Genomic DNA, 20,924 nt, shown 5'->3' with positions numbered 1-20,924 from the left:
CATAAAGGGGTGGCCGTGGGGGAATTTCGACAACGGCAGGTGTATAGATACCTGGCGTTTGTCCGGCGGGGGTGCTGTGTTCCAGCCTGGCGTTTGGATGTGAAAGCGTGCCGTTTGGAAATGAACGGCAGCGAAGTGTTTGGTGTTCCGGCACGTTAGTGCCTACTTAAGCGTTCATCAGTTTAGACTTGCGTCAAAACTTATGAACGCGCCTTGGGTGCGTTTTACCTCCTTCTAGTGACCGATTTATCCGGTGGATATGCCCTACCATATGACGCCGCAAAACCTTCGCGCAAGCTCCGGCGGCACGAATTCTTCACCTCCCGCCGTTTTCCCTGCGAGCGTGACGCAAGCAGCCGTCAAGGCAAGGCCAAGCCCTCCGGGCGGACGCTTCGCGGTCCGGCCTGGCCCCGACGACTTTGCTTGCATCGTCATCCGCGCAGGCGACGGCGAGAGGGATGGCGGTTTCGACTCCGGCTCAAGGGATGGGGAGCGCATTGGGTGCCATCGCTAATTCCAAGCCCACTTTATTTTTTCCATCGAACTGTCCGAACACCCAGTACGATCTCTTATGTGCAAAATGATTTTTGAAATTTGTACGAATGCGCTAGATTGACAAAACAATATTAATACTGCCCTCTTTCACTTCTTGCGAAGACGACAGACGGTTCCCCCATTGGGGAATCCCCGTCGTCAAATAGAAACAGATATCTGACGCGGGAGGCCGGGCCTGATGGGAAATGAAGGCATGGAAGATCCAAGCAAGCAGTTCGACGGAGTACAGGCCGTGGATAGCATCTCGTTTGCCGCGGAGCAGGGGGGGCTGTCCGAGCTCGGACCATTCCGGGCAAGCCTCAACAACACCAGGAGACGGTGGGTTGCCTGATCAATCGCAATCGCAACTCCCGGACGAGGCCCTGTTGGAAGCCTCGGGAAACGGGGACCGACAGGCCTTCGGCGAACTGGTCCGGCGGCACCAGTCCTGGGCCTGGGGTGTGGCCTGCCGTTTCCTCGGCTCCGGGGACGAGGCCGAGGACATCGTCCAGACCGCCTTCATCAAGCTGCTTGCCGCTTCGGGCCGCTATCGCCGTACAGCTCGTTTCAAGACGTATTTCCACGTCATCATATCCCGGCTCTGTCTGGATCATGCCAAAAGTAAGAAGCCAGGACAGTCGGACGCCTATCCGGAATTGGCCGATCCATCCCCCGGACAGGAGGAGGCGTTGATGACGAGCCAGGACGCGGCCCGCGTGCGCCGGGCGTTGGACGCCCTCCCCCCCAGACAGCGCATGGCTGTTGTTCTCCGTTATTACGAAGGGCTCGGCTATGATGAAATGGCCGCCGTGCTCGAAACGTCACGCAAGGGCGTCGAACGGTTGCTGTCCCGGGGAAGGGAGTCGCTGCGGAAGGAATTGGAGCCACGTTGAACTTTTTTTGTTCGAAGGCGGGGGTTTTCCCTACGTGAGTCGTTTAATGAAAACGAGGTCAGCAAACATGCATTGCCGAAATTGCCATACACGTCTTTCCGCCTACCTGGACGGCGAACTGCCCGAACAGGAACTACGGAATATGCAACGCCATCTCGACGGGTGCGCGGCCTGCCGCGCGCGCCTTGCCGAGCTGGAGGCATTGGAAGCACCTCTTGCCGCCCTGGACACTCCGGCGATGCCGGGCGATCTGGAATTCCGGATCATGGCTCGAGCTTCACGGGAATATTTCGATACCCGGGGCCAGAGCCGCTTTCGTGAGATTGCCCGCAGGTGGCTGGGGATGACAGCCACGGCATCCGCCCTAACTGTCGGCCTGCTTCTGGGAGGTCTGCTCGGGTGGAACAGTCATGGCGGATCGATCTCTGAACGGGCCATGATGCGGACGGAGAATGCGGTCTCCGCGTCCCTGAGTGCGGCTCCCGGCGGGTCGATCGAGGCCGCGGTGCTGGCCGGATTCGACGGCGGGGGGAGGCTGTAACCATGCATTATCTGAAGCGGTCGTTGCTGGCCCTGTCGCTGGGATTGAACATCGCCTTTGTCCTGTTCTGGGGCATGCAGTATTTCCCCGGGCAAAATTCGACGCCGTTGGAGGCTTCCCGCCCTTCAGGAGACCGATTTTTTGCGGCGCGGTATGAAGGCGTGCGAGTGACTCCCGAACAATGGAAAAAACTGGAGCCCTATGCCCTGGCCTTCAAGACCAACGCGGACCGTATCCGCCGGGAAACGATGCAACTGAGAAAGCGGATGCTGGAGTTGCTGGCCAAACCCGTTGCCGACGAAAAGGCGATCCGGGCTATTCAGCAAAAGATCTCTGTAAATCAGGGCGAAATGAAAGACGAGGTGCTTCGTCTTCTGCTCCACGAAAAGGCCGTGTTGCGGCCGGATCAGTTTTCCGGACTGTTGGAAGCAATCCAGCATTATGGAGGCAGCAGGCCCGGGTTTGGAGCGATGGCCGGAGGGGCCTCGAAACGGAATTAACGGCATGGCCGGGGATGTCCCCTAGGCCATGCGTACAGGAGAAAACCATGTCGCTGATCGAACTGGACGGCATTTCGAAAAAATATCTGACAGGGCAGGTCGAAACCGAAGCCTTGAAACAAATCACCGTCTCCATCGAAAAGGGAAAACTCGTCACGTTCGTGGGACCTTCGGGAAGCGGCAAGACCACACTGCTCAACATCATCGGCTGCATGGACAAGCCATCGTCCGGAGAGGTCCGGGTGACCGGCACCAGGGTGGATACCCTGGGGAAAAAGGAAGCAGCCCATTTTCGCGGTAAGCATCTCGGCTTCATCTTCCAGTCATTCAATCTTATCCCGGTCCTGAGCGTGTACGAGAACATCGAATACCCCTTGCTCATGATAACCCGGACCCCCGCAAGCGAACGGCGGGAACGCGTGATGGCCGTACTGGAGGCCGTCGGCATGACCGACCAGAAGGACAAGCGACCGGACCAGATTTCGGGCGGCCAGAAACAGCGCGTGGCCGTGGCCCGGGCGCTGGTGACCAACCCGGAGGTTGTGCTGGCGGATGAGCCAACCGCCAACCTCGACCATGACACGGCCCACAAGATCATCGATCTGATGAAAAAAATGCGGGACACCTACGGGACCACATTCGTCTTCTCCACCCATGACCCGCGAATCGTCGAACACGCCGATGTGGTGCACGGCATAGAGGACGGCAGACTGCTGAACGGGGACCCGCTTGCCCAGGGAGGCAACGACCATGCTTAACATATTCAAGATCGCCCTGCGCAATCTGGCGCGATACAAACGGCGCACCGCCCTCACCTCGCTGCTCATCGTCATCGGCGTGTGCATGGTTGTGATGTTCTCGGGCCTCGCCGGATCGTTCAAGTCCATGATGATCGGCATCATCACGGATTCGAGCATCGGCCACCTGCAGATCCACCGCAAGGGCTACTTTTCGTCCATCGACACCATGCCCCTCAATCTGAACATGAAGGGGCAGGGATACAAAAAAATTGCGGAAACCCTCGATGCCACTCCCGGCGTGGAGGCGTATGCACCGAGGCTGAAGCTCGGTGCGGTCCTCAGCAACTACATGGAAAGCACCAACGTCAGACTTTCGGCCATCGACCCGAAACGGGAAACGGCCGTCTGCACGTCCTTGGTGGGCAGGATGAAGCAGGGAGCCCCCGGCCCAGGCCAGGACCTGCTCAAGAAGGGCCAGGTTATCGTCCCCGAAAAGGTGGCCAAGAGCCTAGGCATGAAGCCCGGCGACTCCGTGGTGCTGGTCGCCACCAACAAGGACGGCTCGGTCAACGGCATGGAATTTCAGATCGCGGGAATCATCGAGGACATCATGGGGCCGGGCGGCAAGGACGCCTACATGCACATCGAAGACGCCCGCAGCCTTCTCCGCACCGAACCGGGCGAAGTTACGGAAATCGTGGTCAGGGTGTCCGACTTCAACAAGCTAAAGCCCGTCGCGGCGTCGCTTACGGCAGCCCTCGGAGGGTTCAAGAACAAGAAAGGCCACCCCGCCTTCGAACTGCACACCTGGGAAAAGCTGTCGCCGTTCTCCAATATCGCGAACATGATCGACCTGATGCTGGTCACGGTGAAGATCGTCATGGTCGCCATCGTCCTCATCAGCGTGCTCAACGTGATGCTGATGTCGGTCTTCGAGCGCGTGCGGGAAATCGGGACCATTGCCGCCATGGGGACGTCCCCCGGAACGATCATGTCGCTTTTCGTGGCCGAGGGCGTGCTCCTTGGCATACTGGGGACAGTACTCGGCCTGATCCTGGGCGTGGGCGGGCTGCTGGCCTTCAAGGCGGCCGGGGTGGCATTCTCTTTCGGCCGAATGGACAACCTGATCGTGCGTCCGGACATCAACCCCGGCGAAATGCTCTTCCTGTCGGCCATCGTCCTGGTGGCATCCGCCCTGGCCGCGCTGCAACCCGCGTGGAAGGCGAGCCGGATGGAACCCGTCGATGCGCTCGGCCACGTATAACCCCATGAGGACAAATGCGATGCATAACGTAAAACATATTCTCTTCCTGGTCGCCTTCAGCCTCCTCCTTGGCTGCGGCCAGGTGTTCGCCATGGATGCCGGGGAAGTGCTGCTGGCAGTGGACCGCAACCTTGCCCCGGTCAGCTACGAATCCTACCGCAAGCTCATCAACATCGAGCCGGACGGGAGCAAGCGGGAATACGTCCTGTACACCATCAAGAAAGGGCAGGACATGGTGGCCTCCGTCTTCCTGAAGCCTTCCAGCGAAAAGGGCCGTGCGACCCTGCGCCTGGGCGACAACATGTGGCTCCACATTCCGAGCGTGGCCAAGCCGGTCAGGATAACCAGCCTGCAATCGGTAACGGGCGGCATCTTCAATAACGCCGACATCATGCGGCTCGACTACAGCGTCGAATATGCGCCGGAGTCCATGGAAGAAAGCGGCGACGCCTACGTTCTCCGCCTCAAGGCGAAGACCAACGACGTGGCCTATGACAGGCTGGAGATGCTGGTGGCGAAGGACCAACTGGTCCCGACGGAAATCAAGTGTCTCGCGGCGTCCGGAATGCTCATCAAGACACTGCATTTCAAGAAAATGACAGACTTCGGCGACGGATTCATCCGTCCGGCCATTGTCGAGACGGACAGCCCGCTTCACAAGGGGTACCTCTCGGTGATGATTTTCGCCCGGATGAAGGCCAGGGACTTTTCGGATGAAGTCTTCACCCTCAACTACCTGCCGCGGATAGAAACCCTCCGTCAGTGATTGCGGGAAAGGGAATGACGAAAGCCGGCGTCCAGCTCGGACTGTTCTTCTGCATGGCGCTTATCCTGGTTGCCTCGGCTTCGGCCCTTGCCCAGGATGAGCCCCTGTATGATGCGGACTTCGACATTCCTACGGCGGAGGAAAAGCACTTCGAGTTCTGGGGCCAGGCCGAATTCCGAATGTACGAACGGCTCCTGAACAGGGACTCTGCGGTCTACGAGGAACGCTTCTACAACTCCCGGCAGGATGAACTCCAAGCGGACCTGTTGCTCCAGATCAAGCCAGAAATATCCATGAAATACGAGAAGTTCGGATTCTATGCCCGTCCACGTGCCGACGTCGAGTGGAGTCAGTTGCCCCTGTCGGCCTCCAGTGAGCCGGATGAACCGTCGGAACGTTTTTTCAAGAACGACCAGCACTGGGCGGGGGATATCATGCTTGAGGAAGGGGTTGCCGCCTGGAGACCGGACCCGAGATTCACGCTTGAAACAGGGAAAAAGGTCCTCAAATGGGGCAAGGGATATGCATGGAATCCCGTGAGCTTCGCCAGCCGCCCCAAGGACGTGGATGACCCGGACCAGACCCGAGAAGGCTACGTCATGGGCGTCGCCGACGCCATTTTCAGCTTCGATGGACCGTTGCAGACGTTGGCATTCACGCCGGTGGTCGTTCCCGTATGGGAGCGGGTGAACACGGGGTTGGCATCGGATACAAGCGTTCTCTACGGGGGGAAGCTCTACTTCCTGATTGCCGACGTGGACATGGACGTCATGGCCATGGCCGGAGACTATTACGATACGTCCCTCGGTTTCGATTTTGCCATGAATCTCACCGACAATTTTGCCATCCACGGCGAAACGGCGGTCCGGTTGGGCTACGAGAAAACGGTGCTCCACGATGACGGAACCCGCAGCGTCGACGAATACGACGCCTGGAGCTTTCTTCTTGGCGCGCGCTACCTGACCGAGGCCGAAACGACCTATCTCCTAGAATATTACCACAACGGAGAGGGGTACACCGCTTCGCAACTGGAAACCTACTACGACTATGTCCACACGGCGTACGACACGTATCAGGCCACGGGGAACACCGCCGACCTGAATAAAAGCAAACAGGTATCGTCCTATTACAACCAGAGCAGCGTCGGACAGGACTATCTGTATTTCCGCGTGTCCCAAAAAGAACCTTTCAATATCCTCTACCTGAACACGACAGCGACCGTGATCATGAACCTCGGGGATGGAAGCCTCTCCTTCAACCCCGAAGCATCCTACATGCTCACGTCCAACTTCGAGTTGAGGCCCCGGCTCATCCTGCCGATCGGAGGCTCCGACACCGAGTTCGGCAACAAGCTCAACGCAGCCAGGGGCGAACTTCGGTGCGTGTACTACTTCTGAACTGAAAACCGACGACTGGGCCAGCATTCGTTCCTCTCCCCGGCAGATTCTGCGTGTCACCCAAGGGTCTTTTTCAGCGGCAACTATGTGTTTTGTTGTGAATATAGCGTTTCAACCCATTGGAATAACATAGGTAAGCGACCTTCCGGTTGATTGTTTACGGCCTTTCACTCCGTTACCAACCTCTATAACTGACCCTGCCCACCACCAGTTGCTGAAGCTGGGTCAAAGTGGTAGGTCAAGGACAAATACGAAGGACACGCTGAAACAAAATAGATTCATAAAATCAACACATTGCCGCACAGCCGAAGAATCAGGACTTCCGAGTCTTCTCTTCGGCACCATGCTAGTACAAGGGTCGCGACCGACAAGGTTGCGACCCTTTTTCGTTGGAATTGTTCCTCTAACTCCCTGAAGAGTTAAATCAGGCGTTGAATGCCGCTTTGCGGCGATAGTCGGATGATTTCGCCTCCGGCGGGCAAGGGTTCGCACCCTTGCATCCCCAGTATGCGCCTTCGGCGCGGGCTTTCCCTGCTCCGCAGCGTTCTGCCGCGAAAGCGGGGAGTCAAATATATGGGTCCCTTTTTCTGTATCTTTCACGCCTTGCGCAATCGTCTCCTTTTCGGCTGAATTTGGCCACAGGATCGCCAGGGCGAGGCAACCGGAATCGCCCTCCGCCGGGAAAGCCCCATTTCTCTGACACTCGCTCCCCGAACCGGCCTTGCGGGAAAAAACATTTTTCTTCCGCATATCATCCGGCAAGACCGGAATACGGTCACACACCTCGAAAAGCTGCACCGTATTCACTTTTTCCCTTTTGCCTTGCCGCATCTATCGACTATCTTATTATAATCGCATATCAATAACGATGCAGTACAATTATTGGGGAAAAAGTTTCACAGATGGACGGTGGCACCACCTCGCGCACCACTGCCTGGACGCGGCCGCCGTAACCGAACGCCTACTGGAAACGAACACGTCCTGGCAGGCCCGCGCGGACGCACTGTCGCCCCTGCCCTCCGCTTACACCCGCTCGCTGTTGCTGTTCCTCGCCGCCTGCCACGACATCGGCAAATTCCACCCCGGATTCCAACGCCTGGTAAGACCGTTGGGCGAATCCCTGGGCCACGTCCGCGGCGCATATGCGCACCATCATACGGAATATGGGCTTGCGTTCTGGGAACAGCTCCAGCCCGAGGATTTTCTCGACTTGCCGGACCCGTATGCCCTGCAACCGCTGCTGACGGCCGCGCTGTGCCACCATGGAGCGCCGCGGGACACCCCCATGGACCTCGGCCCGTCGTACGGATACGTCATGCCCGATGTTGCGGAGTTCATCCGCGAGATGGCGGCCACTTTCCTGACTGTCCCCTGCCCCGAATGCGCGGCGTGTGAAGAAGACGCCTTCCAACCGTTGTCGTGGTTCGCGGCCGGGCTGTTCGTTCTGGCCGACTGGGTCGGCTCCAACGAGCATTGGTTCGCGGCGAACGCCAAATGGAAAGGCGTCGGGGCCTATTGGCCGCAAGCGCGGGACCGGGCCGCCGAGGCCGTGGCCGCTCTCGGACTGGCGGAAGCCGCGCCGGGCGACAAGGACGGCTTTGCCGAGCTGCTCCCCCATCTGCGGGGATGCCTGCCGACGCCGATGCAACAGGCCGTGCTCGACCTGCCCGCTCCGGCGGGACCGGAGATGCTGATAGTCGAGGACCTGACCGGCGGAGGCAAGACCGAGGCCGCATTGCTGGCCGCCCGCCGCAGCATGAGCGCCGGGCTTGCCGCGGGATTGTATGCTGCGCTGCCCACCATGGCCACGGCCAACGCCATGTACGGCCGCCTGGCCGAGGCCTACGGCACTCTGTTCCGGGACGGAAACGTATCCCTGGCGCTTGCGCACGGCGGCGCATTCTTGAACGACGAATACCTCGCGAGCATCGGCCGGAATGGTGATGCGGACGACGGCCGGGCCGTATGTTCGCACTGGCTGGCGGACAGCCGCAAGAAGGCGCTCCTGGCCCCCTGCGGCGTCGGGACCATCGATCAGGCGCTCCTCGGCGTGCTCGGCTCCAAACACCAGTCCCTGCGGCTGCTCGGCCTGTGCCGTTCTGTGCTGGTGGCGGACGAAGTCCATTCCTTTGACGTCTATACCGGGGAATTGCTGGCGAATCTTTTGCGATTCCATGCGGCCCTCGGCGGCAGCGCGGTGCTGCTTTCGGCCACGATGACCGCGAAATTGCGCGAACGGCTGATCGCAGCATGGCGGGAAGGCCGCGCCCTGGCGGGCAAGCAGACGCCGCCCCTCGCCTGTCCCCCGGAAGCCGAAGACGCTCCCTTCCCGCTCCTGACGCGGGTGACGGACGAGGGCGGCGAGGCCCGGCCCGTGACGACGCGCCGTTCGCTGAATGTGGCCGTGCGGCCGGTGAATGCGGTATCCGGGATGCTCGACGCGCTGTGTGCAGCGCGGACGGCCGGGGCCTGCGCCTGCTGGATACGCAACACCGTGGCCGACGTGCTGGAGGCGGCCCGGCTGCTGACGGAGGAGCGGGGTATCCCCGAAGACGACGTGACAGTGTTCCACGCCCGATTCACTGGCGGAGACCGGGCGGCCATCGAGCGCGGCGTCCTGGAACGATTCGGTAAGGAAAGCGGACCGGAACAGCGGGCCGGAAAAATCCTGCTTGCCTCGCAGGTCGTGGAACAATCCCTGGATCTCGATTTCGACCTTCTGCTCAGCGATCTCGCACCGATGGAACTGCTGATCCAGCGCGCGGGCCGCTGCCACCGGCATACCCGCCCGCGCCCGGCGGGGTATGCGTCCGCCGTCATGCCGGTGCTCATGCCCGAGCCCTCGAACGACGCCGGGCCGGATTGGTACGCGCGCCTGTTCGACAAGGGACAGTATGTGTATCCGCGTCCCGCCGTGCTCTGGCGAACGGCCCGGCTCCTGTGCGGCAAGGGTGCCATCGTCCTGCCGCGCGATGCTCGGGAACTGGTGGAAGGCGCCTACGCGGACGGCGCGGCGGTCGCGCCGGGCTCCCTGGATGATGCGGAGATGTCGGCCTATGCCAAGGAAAGGGCCGATGCGTCCGTCGCCCACTTCGGAATGCTCAAGTTCCCGGAAGGCTACGCGGTCGGCGATTCTCCCTGGGGTGACGACCTCACGGCCCCTACCCGCCTGGGCGAACCGGCGCGCGGCGTGCGGCTGCTTCGGGTGGATGCGAACGGCGTGCGCCTCTGGCACGACGACAGCCACGGTCCGGCCATGGACACCTGCGTACGCTCCGAAGTCCGCATCCCCTTGCGGAAGCTGGCGGAAGCCGACATCCCGGCATCCTGCGAAACCGCCGTGGCCGAACTGATGGCCGCCATGCCGGACAAGGGGAAATGGTGCATTTGCCTGCCGCTCCTGGAAACCGCGCCCGGCGTCTGGACCGGCAGCGGCACGGACGGCCTGGGCCGGACCGTGCGGTTCCGCTATGCAGCGAGAACCGGGCTGGAGGTTGACTGAAAAAAGAATCAGCCCAATTCACGGATGAAGAATCCTTAAAATATCACATCTCCCGACAACCTTTGTAAAAAGCACTGGCTGTCGGGATTATTTTCTCGTACGGTATCGTATTTTGTATATAACTTGGAGAAGGCTATGGAATATAATTTGATGAACGAACCCTGGCTGCCCGCCATCTTCGGGGACGGGCGGACCGAATGGATTCGGCCGTGGGAGATCGTCGGCGACGACCCGCCCGTGGCCTTGAATCCGCAACGGCCGGATTTCCGGGCCGCGCTCATGGAGTTTCTTGTGGGGTTGCTGCAAACGGCCTTTGCGCCGGAAAGCATGAAGGCCCGCGACGAGCTGCTGAAGAACCCGCCGGACCGGGAAACGCTCCGCTCGGCCTTCACGGCCCATGCCCCCTACTTCAACCTCTTCGGCGAACGCCCCCGGTTCATGCAGGACCTGACCATGTCCGATGCGGACAAGCCGGTCCGCAACGGGGTGGGCGCGCTGCTCATCGAGCAACCCGGCGCCATCACCCTGCGGGAGAACAAGGACCTCTTCATTAAGCGCGGACAGTTGAAGACGCTCTGCCCGGCCTGTGCGGCGGCGGCATTGCATACCCTACAGGCCTTTGCGCCGTCCGGAGGCCGCGGCAACCGCACTTCCATGCGCGGCGGCGGACCGCTTTCCACCCTGGCCGTCGGGAAAACCCTCTGGGAAAGCCTATGGTTGAACGTCTCCCCGTCCAAAGGGGAGCCGAACTTCAAGGCCGCGCCCGGGGACGACGAGCTCAAAACACGCGTCTATCCCTGGATGTCGCCCACCCGCACCAGCGACAAGAACGAGCAGGTCCACCCGGATGACATGCACCCGCTGCACGCCTTCTGGGGAATGCCGAGGCGCATCGTTCTTCGCGAGACCGACGCCACGGCCCCCTGCGACATATGCGGCAGGACGCACCCGGTAGCGGTGCGGGAATTCCTGTCCCGTCCCAACGGCTACAATTACGGGCCCGAATGGGTGCATCCGTTGACGCCCTACACCATCGAGGAGGGCAAGCCCCCTCTCTCCATCAAGGGGAGAAGCAATATCGAGGCCTACGGCAACTGGCTCGGCGTGGTCTACGGCGAACCGGACGGCAAGCGGTTCATGCGGCCCGCCCGATGCGTGCGCAACGCCCGAAGGCAAAGCCGGAAAGTTAACGTGGCAGGCTACGACATGGACAACGCCAAGGCCCGGGAATGGTGCGAACACCTGTTCCCGATCATTCCCGTGGAGGGGGACACAGCGGCCTTCAGCCGGGACGTCAACAACATGGTCACGGCAGCGGACCAGGTGCGGCGCATCCTGGTGGGGACGCTCAAGGACGCCCTGGTCAACGAGGCTGGTAAGAACCAGGCCAAGATCGACAGCGACCTATTCAAGAATACGGGCAACCGATTTTGGAGCGAAACCGAAGCGGCGTTCTACGAATGCGCAGCCAAACTGGCCGCGTTGCCGGACAACGACGAGGACCTCGCCGAACGCGACGCCCTCCGCCTGGCCTGGGGCGGCCGTCTGCTCAGGGCGGCGAAGACACTCTTCGAAGACGCCGCCGGACGGATCGGCATCCCGCCCGAACGCATGAAGCGTTACGTGGATGCGCGTTCGCAACTGATCGCCTTTACCATCAAGAAATTGCGGGACATGGAAATGCACCCGCAAAAGGAGATCCAATGACGCTTACCGACGCTCTCAAGGACGATGGTTTCTCGAAAACCGTCGAAGCATGGTGGCATTCGCTGGAAAATGACCGCGGCCAGCGGGCGGAGCTGCGCCGGGCCAGGAGCCGCACCGAGGCGTATGTCTCCCCGGCGTATCGCAACGGGCTGGCCAAAAAGCTGGCGAAATTCAAGCTGAGCGAGCCCGATCTGGAACGGCTGGCCCTGGCCGCCGGGGTGTTGGCCAACGCCCGGACGCTCTGCAAGGGCCATTTCGCCGCGGTCTTTGCCCGCGAGGGCAAGGGCAGCCCGGACATGCGCGACGTGCGCTTCCGCAAGCTGCTGGCCGTGGGCGACGACGAATACGACGAATTGTACGGCGTGCTGGTCCGCTTCGTGCGCATGTGCGACGGCAAGGCCAGCCTCGGCGGACTGATCCGCGATACCCGCCACTGGAACGACGCGGCCCGGATGCAATGGGCCACGGAATACTACCCCAACCGACCCAAGGCATAAGGAGCAATATCATGTCCCGTTTTCTTCAACTGCACGTCCTGACCACCTACCCCGCCAGCAACCTGAACCGCGACGACCTCGGCCGCCCCAAGACCGTGAAAATGGGCAACTGCCAGCGGCTGCGGGTCTCCTCCCAGAGTCTCAAGCGCGCATGGCGCACGTCGGAATACATTTCCGGCGGACTGGCCGACAACTTCGGCACCCGCACCAAGGAAATCGGCAAATACGTCTACTTCGCCCTGGTCAACGGCGTAACCTTCCACGAGGCCATGCTGGATGCCGGGGCAACCGGTGACCGCACGACCGTCAAGAAGAACGCCGCAGAGGAAATAGCCCGGGCCATCGCCGGGGCCTTCGCCAAGAACAAGGCGCAATACAAGGCCAAGCAGGACGAGTTCAACGAAAAGGCATTCCTCGATTCGCTGGAGACCGAGCAGATGGCTCACGTGAACCCCGTGGAGCTTGCCGCCGTGGCCGCCCTGGTGGAGGACTGCCGTGAAACCGGCAAGGTCCCCGAAGCGGAAAACCTCGACCTGCTGCGCGGCGAAGGCAATGCCGTGGATGTCGCCATGTTCGGCCGTATGTTGGCCAGCCGCCCCGAATTCAATGTGGAGGCCGCCGTACAGGTGGCGCACGCCATGACCGTACACAAGGGCGTGGTGGAGGACGACTTCTTCACCGCCGTGGACGACCTGAACAAGGACGATGCCGGAGCCGGGCACATGGGCGTGGCCGAATTCGGCGCGGGGGTGTTCTATCTGTATGTCTGCATCGACCGCGAATTGCTGAAGGAAAATCTGGGCGGCGATGCGGCGCTCTGCAACCGGGCGCTTGAAGCCCTGACGCGGGCCGTGGTCACCGTCAGCCCCTCGGGCAAGCAAAACAGCTTCGCCTCGCGGGCCGTGGCTTCCTACTGCCTGGCGGAAAAAGGCGACACCCACCCCCGCACGCTGGCCGAGGCCTTTTTGAAGCCCATGGATGGCGCTGATCCGCTTGCCGATGCGATTGCGGCGCTCGAAACCAAACGCGACAGCTTCGACACCATGCTCGGCGAAACGGCCGATGCCTGCGTGTACGGCCACGGCCGGGCCACGCTCCCCGAACTGTGCGGGTTCATCGCGGAGTAACCCATGCAGGACTATCTCGTATTCACTCTGCGGGGTCCCCTGCAAAGCTGGGGCGCGTCCTCGGCCGTGGGCGAGGTGCGGGCCACGGCCGGGCATCCGGGCCGCTCCGGCGTGGCGGGCCTGCTGGCCGCCGCCCTCGGCATACGGCGCGACCGGACCGCCGCCCTCGAGGCGTTGCACGGCGCGGTGCGCCTCGCCGCGCGTGCGGATGATTCCGGAGAACGGATGATCGACTACCATACCGTGCAGACGCCGCCGAACCAGAAAAAGGTGACGTACTACACCCGCCGGGACGAACTGCTGACCAAGGTGACGCCGCAACAGCTATCCACCATCCTGTCCGAACGGGAGTATCTGGCCGGAGCCGCCTTCACGGTCTGCGTCTGGCTGGAGGGCGATGCCGGATACGGCCTCGCTGCCATGCGGGAAGCGCTGCGCCATCCCCGGCTGACCCTCTACCTGGGCCGCAAATCCTGCCCGCCCGGATTCCCGTTGCTGCCCGAGGTGATTTCGGCGCGGGACGCGGCAGCGGCCCTTGCCCTCTACGACGCCCAGCACGGCAAAACATGCGCCGCAGGCCGAGGCTTCGCCAGGCCGACCGACCGACCGGTCTGGTCCGACGAAGGACACGGCATCGAAGGCGTGGAGGAACGCACAACACGCTACTCGGTGCGCGACGTGCTGAGCAACGCCGCGAAACGGCAGTTCGCCCTTCGACGCGAGTGCCATTTTCTCCTTCCGGAGGAACAGGAGGCCGATCATGTTCATGAGTAAGATAGAGCTGGACATGGCTGCATCCGCCCGGCTCGGCGTATACGAGGCGCACCAGCTCCTCTGGCGTCTTTTTTCGGACGCGGCGGATCGGCGGCGCGACTTCCTGTACCGGCAGCTCGGCCGCGACACGTTCCTGGCGGTATCCGAGCGGGAGCCGCAACGACGGAAGTTCGTCCGCCGCCTGGAGGTGAAGCCCTATGCGCCGCAGCTCGCGGAAGGCGAGCGGGTGCTGTTCTCCCTGCGGCTCAATCCCGTGGTGAAGCGGCGCGAGCCGATCCCGGGCGACGAGCGGGGCCGCCAGGTCCGGGTGGACATGGTGCAGGACGAACGCAAACGGCTGATGCGCGAAGGAGCCCCCCTGCCGCCGCGCTCGGAGATCGCCCAACGCGTCGCCCTGCAATGGCTGGAAAAACGGCAGGAGCGCCTGGGGGTTTCGCTTGATCCGGACTCGGTCATGGCCGAGGCCTACGACCAGGCCCGGTTCGGCAAACGGGGCGGGACTAAACCCATGGTGCTGTCGCGCATCGACGTGCGCGGATTTGCCTCGGTCACAGGTCCCGAGCGGCTGCGGCAGGCCCTTTTCCAAGGCGTGGGATGTGCCAAGGGACTCGGATTCGGGCTGCTCATGGTCAGGCGGGCCTGATGCTGCCGAAGCTGTCGCCATTGCCGCTGAAGGAGCGGTCCAGCATGGTCTTTCTGGAAAAGGGCCGACTGGACGTGCTGGACGGCTCCTTCGTGCTGGTGGATGCGGAAGGGGTTCGGGTGCATGTGCCGGTCGGCGGCGTATGCTGCATCCTGCTCGAACCCGGCATCCGCGTGTCCCATGCGGCGGTGGTGTTGGCCGCCCGCTCCGGCACCCTGCTCGTCTGGGTGGGAGAGGCGGGAGTGCGGCTGTATGCCGTCGGTCAGCCGGGCGGGGCCAGGAGCGATAAACTGCTCTGGCAGGCTTCGTTGGCGCTCGACGACACGGCGCGGCTGAACGTGGTCCGGCGGATGTACGCCCTGCGTTTCGACGGCGACGTCCCTGCCGGACGCAGCGTGGACCAACTTCGCGGCATGGAGGGCGCCCGCGTGCGCGCCATGTACGCGCAGTTGGCGAAGCTCTATCACGTGTCCTGGTCCGGGCGTAACTACGACCCGCGCGCGTTTTCGAGCGGCGACGTTCCCAACCAGTGCCTCAGCGCGGCCACCTCGTGCCTGTACGGCATCAGTGAGGCGGCCATCCTGGCGGCTGGATACGCTCCGGCCATCGGATTCCTGCATACGGGCAAGCCTCGTTCATTCGTCTACGATGTGGCGGATTTGATCAAATTCGAAACCGTGGTGCCCGCCGCCTTTTCCGTGGCGGCGAAGAATCCGTCGGAACCGGAACGGGAGACGCGTCAAGCCTGCCGGGACATGTTCCGCAGGAAACGGGTGCTCAAACGCATCATTCCGCTAATTGAGGACGTCCTTTCGGCGGGCGGCAAGCCCATGCCCGAACCCGCTCCCGAAGCGGCGGGTCCGGCTTTTGAGGAGGAACGCGGCCATGGCGATGACGGTCATCGTGGTTGAAAACGTACCGCCGCGCCTTCGCGGCCGCCTGGCGGTCTGGATGCTGGAAATCCGTGCCGGCGTGTATGTCGGGGACCTTTCGGCACGCACACGGGAGATGATCTGGTCCACGGTGGAGGGCGGCGTGGAGGAAGGCAACGGCGTAATGGCTTGGCAAAGCCCCGAGGAACAGGGATTTTCCTTTGCCACGACAGGCGTCAACCGGCGCATTCCCGTGGACTTCGACGGAATGACGCTGGTAAGCTTCCTGCCGCTGTCGGAAAAGGAGTAAGCAAGAACCGAACCATAAAACGGCAAAATATTCGGCATTTTTCCTGTCGACAATTTCCGTCAATGGTTCCGCCTGCTTTTCGTTAGAGTGTTCCCCACGTGCGTGGGGATGAACCGGCAACATTCTTCCGTGACTTTTCGCTTGAGTCGTGTTCCCCACGTGCGTGGGGATGAACCGGTTGAAGCACTGGCGAGCAATCCCTTGGTGAGGTGTTCCCCACGTGCGTGGGGATGAACCGCAGGTGTCCGCGCCCATCCGTGAATTTGAAAGGTGTTCCCCACGTGCGTGGGGATGAACCGGCCGCCACCCAATCGTTGGCGTCTCTGGCTGTGTGTTCCCCACGTGCGTGGGGATGAACCGTCTGGCTTCCCTGTTCAGCCGGAAGGGATGAAGTGTTCCCCACGTGCGTGGGGATGAACCGTCCCTTGAAGACTACTTCTCGGAGATTGACGAGTGTTCCCCACGTGCGTGGGGATGAACCGACGTAGCCGTCGCTGACGGCAGAGACCTGATAGTGTTCCCCACGTGCGTGGGGATGAACCGGAACATGAATGGACCGAAGGCATAGCCAAAGCGTGTTCCCCACGTGCGTGGGGATGAACCGATAATCAATTGGGGGGGGCAAAAAGTTCAATGGTGTTCCCCACGTGCGTGGGGATGAACCGAGCTATAATATCTGTCGCCGTGGTGCCGGTAGGTGTTCCCCACGTGCGTGGGGATGAACCGTCGAAGGGAATCACGCTACCCACGGCGCACCTGTGTTCCCCACGTGCGTGGGGATGAACCGGTCACGCCCCGAACCTCGCGGCGGAACGGGGGGTGTTCCCCACGTGCGTGGGGATGAACCGGACCACTTCGTCTATTCCGTCTGCGGCCATTGGTGTTCCCCACGTGCGTGGGGATGAACCGGATCCTACGGGCTGGCGGCCGGTGATGGCGTAGTGTTCCCCACGTGCGTGGGGATGAACCGGCAGGGCTCGATCTGCTGATCCCGGCCATGAAGTGTTCCCCACGTGCGTGGGGATGAACCGATGGTCCAATACATCCCGACACCCGCAAAACCGTGTTCCCCACGTGCGTGGGGATGAACCGCCATTTCGTCGGTCAGGAACTTGACGTGCATGGTGTTCCCCACGTGCGTGGGGATGAACCGGTGACCGGGTTCGCGCCGGGGTTGTGGCAGTAGTGTTCCCCACGTGCGTGGGGATGAACCGCAACCGCGCATCAGTCCGGGGCCACGAATCTCGTGTTCCCCACGTGCGTGGGGATGAACCGAAAACACGACCCGACGAAACTCCACCGGGTCAGTGTTCCCCACGTGCGTGGGGATGAACCGAAATGATAGTCAAATTTACCGCCGTTGTGAGCGTGTTCCCCACGTGCGTGGGGATGAACCGAGGTCCCGCATCAGCACATCCCGAGACAGGCCGTGTTCCCCACGTGCGTGGGGATGAACCGGGGACGCGATCATGTCCCAAGCGGATTGATCCGTGTTCCCCACGTGCGTGGGGATGAACCGAACGAGCTTCCCCGTTGCCAGATTTGCGGCAAGTGTTCCCCACGTGCGTGGGGATGAACCGATTGGTTTGATTCCCTTTGGAGGGGAGGGGGGGGTGTTCCCCACGTGCGTGGGGATGAACCGCGGCACATGTGGCTACTTGTCGCCCTGGCCTCGTGTTCCCCACGTGCGTGGGGATGAACCGCACGCCGGTCGCCGCCAGCACACACGCCTTGTGTGTTCCCCACGTGCGTGGGGATGAACCGGCGTCCAAAAAGACGTTGAGAGTTGAGGAGATGTGTTCCCCACGTGCGTGGGGATGAACCGGGGAATATAGTAGTTGAGTAAAGGAATGGTGCGTGTTCCCCACGTGCGTGGGGATGAACCGTACCAGGCGGGGAATTTGGAAATCCCGGTTGGGTGTTCCCCACGTGCGTGGGGATGAACCGCGGGTATAGCCGTGGGATTTGTAGACGTCAGCGTGTTCCCCACGTGCGTGGGGATGAACCGCACCTGACACGTCGCGCCGACAGGAACGGGGCGTGTTCCCCACGTGCGTGGGGATGAACCGAATACCCCGCGAACCCCACCGAGGCTTTCCAGGTGTTCCCCACGTGCGTGGGGATGAACCGTCGTGGCCCTTCTGCGAGTTCACCGGCGAGCCGTGTTCCCCACGTGCGTGGGGATGAACCGTGGTAATAATTGCGGGATATTCCCAAGATCGGGTGTTCCCCACGTGCGTGGGGATGAACCGTAGCGGGCGGGCTTGTCGTGGTGCCATTCGTAGGTGTTCCCCACGTGCGTGGGGATGAACCGTGGCGTCGGAATTAATCGAGGGGATGCCTGCGGTGTTCCCCACGTGCGTGGGGATGAACCGGGACGCCAGCAAGGAATGTTCACCTATGTTGGGTGTTCCCCACGTGCGTGGGGATGAACCGAACACGAGCAACGGCAAGCTGCTCCTGGAATCGTGTTCCCCACGTGCGTGGGGATGAACCGATCGTTGAGCGATTTTTCCGCACCTTCGACTCGTGTTCCCCACGTGCGTGGGGATGAACCGGAGCTTTCGCATGTGATCACCATGTCGTGCCCGTGTTCCCCACGTGCGTGGGGATGAACCGCGACGAAAACCGACTACCCATCTGGTCGGCGTGTGTTCCCCACGTGCGTGGGGATGAACCGAGCGCATGTGCACGTGCGCCTTGCCTTGGGCCGTGTTCCCCACGTGCGTGGGGATGAACCATAGCAGGGCTTGCCCAGGCTGGCCTGGGTGACGTGTTCCCCACGTGCGTGGGGATGAACCGAATCTGATGGTTACTTATTCGGAAATTGAATCGTGTTCCCCACGTGCGTGGGGATGAACCGCTCCGGCAACTGGACCTGAAAGACGTCGAGAGGTGTTCCCCACGTGCGTGGGGATGAACCTGTCTACGTTCATCGAGAACAATTGTTTTCCCGGTGTTCCCCACGTGCGTGGGGATGAACCGGCCGTGGGCGGCACGGACGGAACTTACCTGATGTGTTCCCCACGTGCGTGGGGATGAACCGAGCAGCGTGGCCCTGTATCCTACCCGTCCATCGTGTTCCCCACGTGCGTGGGGATGAACCGGCCGCATAGAGTCTCCCAGGCCTCAAAAACAGGTGTTCCCCACGTGCGTGGGGATGAACAAACAATAAAGCTCGGCACCTCGACAGCTCTCCATGGGTAATTTTCGCAAACTGGGAATTATTCACCACGACCGGTTCCCGCCCACCTTGTCTATTACAATATTATATCTGAATCACCTCGCAGGACCCGGGATCAACCCGTTCGCCAAACGACTCGGCAAGATTTTAAACATTTTTTATCTAATAAACACAAAATGTTATATCATCAGCGTCAGACCAGTTCGGGCTATCCCTTAAGTGCCGGAGTTACGGAGCGTCTTTTGTGGTCCGAAAATCGAAAAGATTTCTCCCCAATAAATACCCATTTAGTTCGATGGCAACGATAACTAAACTTTTTATATTTTATTTCAAGAAGTTAAGGTCCTAAATATCGCCGACGCGCATGAGGAAAACAGGTACAGCCATTAAAACTTATACACAGCCATCTGTTAATAACTTATCATAATCAGTCATATTTACCATTTATCCACGAATTAAGCAGGTCACGAAATTTATGGACAAATCGACCGAAGAATACCTTTATCCACACCGTATCATACTGATATAATAATTTTTTTCAGCATTGACTTAAAGCATGCGCATGGCTATACATTTGATATCTAATAGTACAACAGGAATTATTTCCAATTTCATACTTTAGTATCGGAGGAAACCATGGCTGACCAAACAACCCGCGCCCTTCATATATCCCTTCCCGGCGCCGGCGAGATGCAAAGATACACGCTCACGTCGGAGTTTCCGATCCAGTTCGACTTTGATCTCTCCTCCGCCGAATTCGTCGGCAAGGATGGCAATCTCGAAATCGCTGTCGAAAACGGGGGCACCATTGTCCTCGAAAACTACCAGGCGCTGGCCGAAAGCAACTCGCTCCCCTCCTTCGCTACGGTCAGCGGCGAGGTAGTAGCTGGCGATGTCTACCTTTTCGCTTTTGAAAACATGGACCAGACCGCCGAAGACATGGAGACTGCCGCAGACGCCGCCGCCTCCGGTTCCGGGGCGGGTACCTACAGCGACGACGCTGGGAACCTGTTTGACGGCCTGACTGCCTTAGGCGGCCAGGGTGACGCCTACGACAAGGCCGCCTTCACGGAGGAGAATACCAACATAGGTCTCGAGGCCACACAGATTTCCGGCAAGGTCACCATCGGCGATGTGACGGTGGCCGAAGGCGGCTCCGTCACCATCACCGCCTCCGTGACCAACGCTCCGCAGTCCGACCTGACCCTGACCCTGGACAACGGCGAGACAATCACAATCCCCGCGGGCGCGACCATCGGCAGCGTGACATTCGCCGTCCAGGGTGACGACCCATACATTGACGCCGAACAATATGAGCTTTCCATCTCCGGCTACACGGGCGGCAATTATTCTGATCTGGATATCTCCGACACGGCCACGGTCACTGTCAGCGACACCGTGGACACCACCACCGTGACCCTCGGCGACGTCTCCGTGGACGAGGGCGGCAACGCCACCATCACCGCCACGGTGGACAACGCCCCGCAGACCGACCTCACCCTGAACCTGAGCAACGGCGAGACCGTGACCATCGCGGCCGGCACCACCACCGGCAGCGCCACCTTCGCGGTCCAGGGCGACGATCCCTACGTGGACGGCGGCTCCTTTACCGTCGGCATCGATTCCGCGACCGGCGGCAACTACGAGAATCTGAACACCGACGACACGGCCAC

17 protein-coding genes and 1 CRISPR repeat array are annotated in these 20,924 nt (G+C 61.1%); of the genes, 16 read left to right on the top strand and 1 reads right to left on the bottom strand.

Annotation, left to right across the window (positions count from 1 at the left end; genetic code table 11):
* Positions 1-878: 878 nt before the first annotated feature.
* From PSN43_RS07070 to PSN43_RS07040, 7 genes are read left to right on the top strand one after another with little or no spacing between them, the layout of a single operon-like run.
* Positions 879-1,427: an RNA polymerase sigma factor gene (locus tag PSN43_RS07070; RefSeq protein ID WP_272700029.1), complete on the top strand. Its 549-nt coding sequence runs from the start codon at positions 879-881 to the stop codon at positions 1,425-1,427.
* Positions 1,327-1,968 (top strand): anti-sigma factor family protein, encoded by a 642-nt coding sequence (locus tag PSN43_RS07065; RefSeq protein ID WP_336314026.1) that lies wholly within the window; start codon positions 1,327-1,329, stop codon positions 1,966-1,968. The genes PSN43_RS07070 and PSN43_RS07065 overlap by 101 nt, the downstream gene beginning before the upstream one ends.
* 2 nt (positions 1,969-1,970) lie before the next feature.
* Complete coding sequence (locus tag PSN43_RS07060) at positions 1,971-2,468, top strand: Spy/CpxP family protein refolding chaperone (protein ID WP_272700027.1); 498 nt, start codon at positions 1,971-1,973, stop codon at positions 2,466-2,468.
* A 47-nt stretch (positions 2,469-2,515) separates the two neighbouring features.
* A complete protein-coding gene (locus PSN43_RS07055) occupies positions 2,516-3,226 on the top strand; it encodes an ABC transporter ATP-binding protein (protein ID WP_272700026.1) in 711 nt (236 codons plus the stop codon).
* Positions 3,219-4,472 carry an ABC transporter permease gene (locus PSN43_RS07050; RefSeq protein WP_272700025.1) on the top strand — a complete coding sequence of 418 codons (1,254 nt, stop codon included), beginning with the start codon at positions 3,219-3,221 and terminating at the stop codon, positions 4,470-4,472. The genes PSN43_RS07055 and PSN43_RS07050 overlap by 8 nt, the downstream gene beginning before the upstream one ends.
* A gap of 19 nt (positions 4,473-4,491) precedes the next feature.
* The gene (locus tag PSN43_RS07045) at positions 4,492-5,238 is read left to right on the top strand and encodes an outer membrane lipoprotein-sorting protein (protein WP_272700024.1); all 747 of its coding nucleotides are present in this window, start codon (positions 4,492-4,494) and stop codon (positions 5,236-5,238) included.
* Between the two features lie 14 nt (positions 5,239-5,252).
* A complete protein-coding gene (locus PSN43_RS07040) occupies positions 5,253-6,635 on the top strand; it encodes a hypothetical protein (RefSeq protein WP_272700023.1) in 1,383 nt (460 codons plus the stop codon).
* Positions 6,636-6,860: 225 nt separating this feature from the next.
* Here the strand turns inward: PSN43_RS07040 and PSN43_RS07035 are convergent, their stop codons facing one another.
* Entirely contained in the window at positions 6,861-7,466 is a 606-nt protein-coding gene (locus PSN43_RS07035; protein ID WP_272700022.1) for a hypothetical protein, read from the bottom strand.
* Between the two features lie 37 nt (positions 7,467-7,503).
* On the opposite strand from PSN43_RS07035, the gene cas3 reads away from it, so the two are divergent.
* The 9 genes from cas3 to PSN43_RS06990 all read left to right on the top strand — a co-directional run.
* Complete coding sequence (gene cas3 / locus PSN43_RS07030; RefSeq protein WP_272700021.1) at positions 7,504-10,137, top strand: CRISPR-associated helicase Cas3'; 2,634 nt, start codon at positions 7,504-7,506, stop codon at positions 10,135-10,137.
* A gap of 135 nt (positions 10,138-10,272) precedes the next feature.
* Positions 10,273-11,844 (top strand): type I-E CRISPR-associated protein Cse1/CasA, encoded by a 1,572-nt coding sequence (casA, locus tag PSN43_RS07025; RefSeq protein ID WP_272700020.1) that lies wholly within the window; start codon positions 10,273-10,275, stop codon positions 11,842-11,844.
* Entirely contained in the window at positions 11,841-12,341 is a 501-nt protein-coding gene (gene casB, locus PSN43_RS07020; protein ID WP_272700019.1) for a type I-E CRISPR-associated protein Cse2/CasB, read from the top strand. Before casA ends, casB begins: the two co-directional genes overlap by 4 nt.
* An 11-nt stretch (positions 12,342-12,352) precedes the next feature.
* Complete coding sequence (gene cas7e / locus PSN43_RS07015) at positions 12,353-13,468, top strand: type I-E CRISPR-associated protein Cas7/Cse4/CasC (protein WP_272700018.1); 1,116 nt, start codon at positions 12,353-12,355, stop codon at positions 13,466-13,468.
* Positions 13,469-13,471: 3 nt separating this feature from the next.
* Entirely contained in the window at positions 13,472-14,242 is a 771-nt protein-coding gene (gene cas5e, locus PSN43_RS07010) for a type I-E CRISPR-associated protein Cas5/CasD (RefSeq protein WP_272700017.1), read from the top strand.
* Positions 14,235-14,885 carry a type I-E CRISPR-associated protein Cas6/Cse3/CasE gene (gene cas6e / locus PSN43_RS07005; RefSeq protein ID WP_272700016.1) on the top strand — a complete coding sequence of 217 codons (651 nt, stop codon included), beginning with the start codon at positions 14,235-14,237 and terminating at the stop codon, positions 14,883-14,885. The genes cas5e and cas6e overlap by 8 nt, the downstream gene beginning before the upstream one ends.
* Entirely contained in the window at positions 14,885-15,796 is a 912-nt protein-coding gene (gene cas1e / locus PSN43_RS07000) for a type I-E CRISPR-associated endonuclease Cas1e (protein WP_272700015.1), read from the top strand. Before cas6e ends, cas1e begins: the two co-directional genes overlap by 1 nt.
* Positions 15,771-16,067 (top strand): type I-E CRISPR-associated endoribonuclease Cas2e, encoded by a 297-nt coding sequence (cas2e, locus tag PSN43_RS06995; RefSeq protein ID WP_272700014.1) that lies wholly within the window; start codon positions 15,771-15,773, stop codon positions 16,065-16,067. The genes cas1e and cas2e overlap by 26 nt, the downstream gene beginning before the upstream one ends.
* Before the next feature lie 87 nt (positions 16,068-16,154).
* Positions 16,155-19,235: a CRISPR direct-repeat array (repeat unit 29 nt; unit sequence GTGTTCCCCACGTGCGTGGGGATGAACCG).
* Positions 19,236-19,887: 652 nt separating this feature from the next.
* On the top strand, positions 19,888-20,924 hold a 1,037-nt coding region (locus PSN43_RS06990), incomplete at its 3' end, for an immunoglobulin-like domain-containing protein (protein WP_272700013.1).

The sequence above is a fragment of the Desulfovibrio sp. Fe33 genome, assembly GCF_028532725.1.
Classification (GTDB): Bacteria; Desulfobacterota; Desulfovibrionia; order Desulfovibrionales; family Desulfovibrionaceae; genus Pseudodesulfovibrio.
This window is presented reverse-complemented; position numbering and strand designations above follow the sequence as displayed.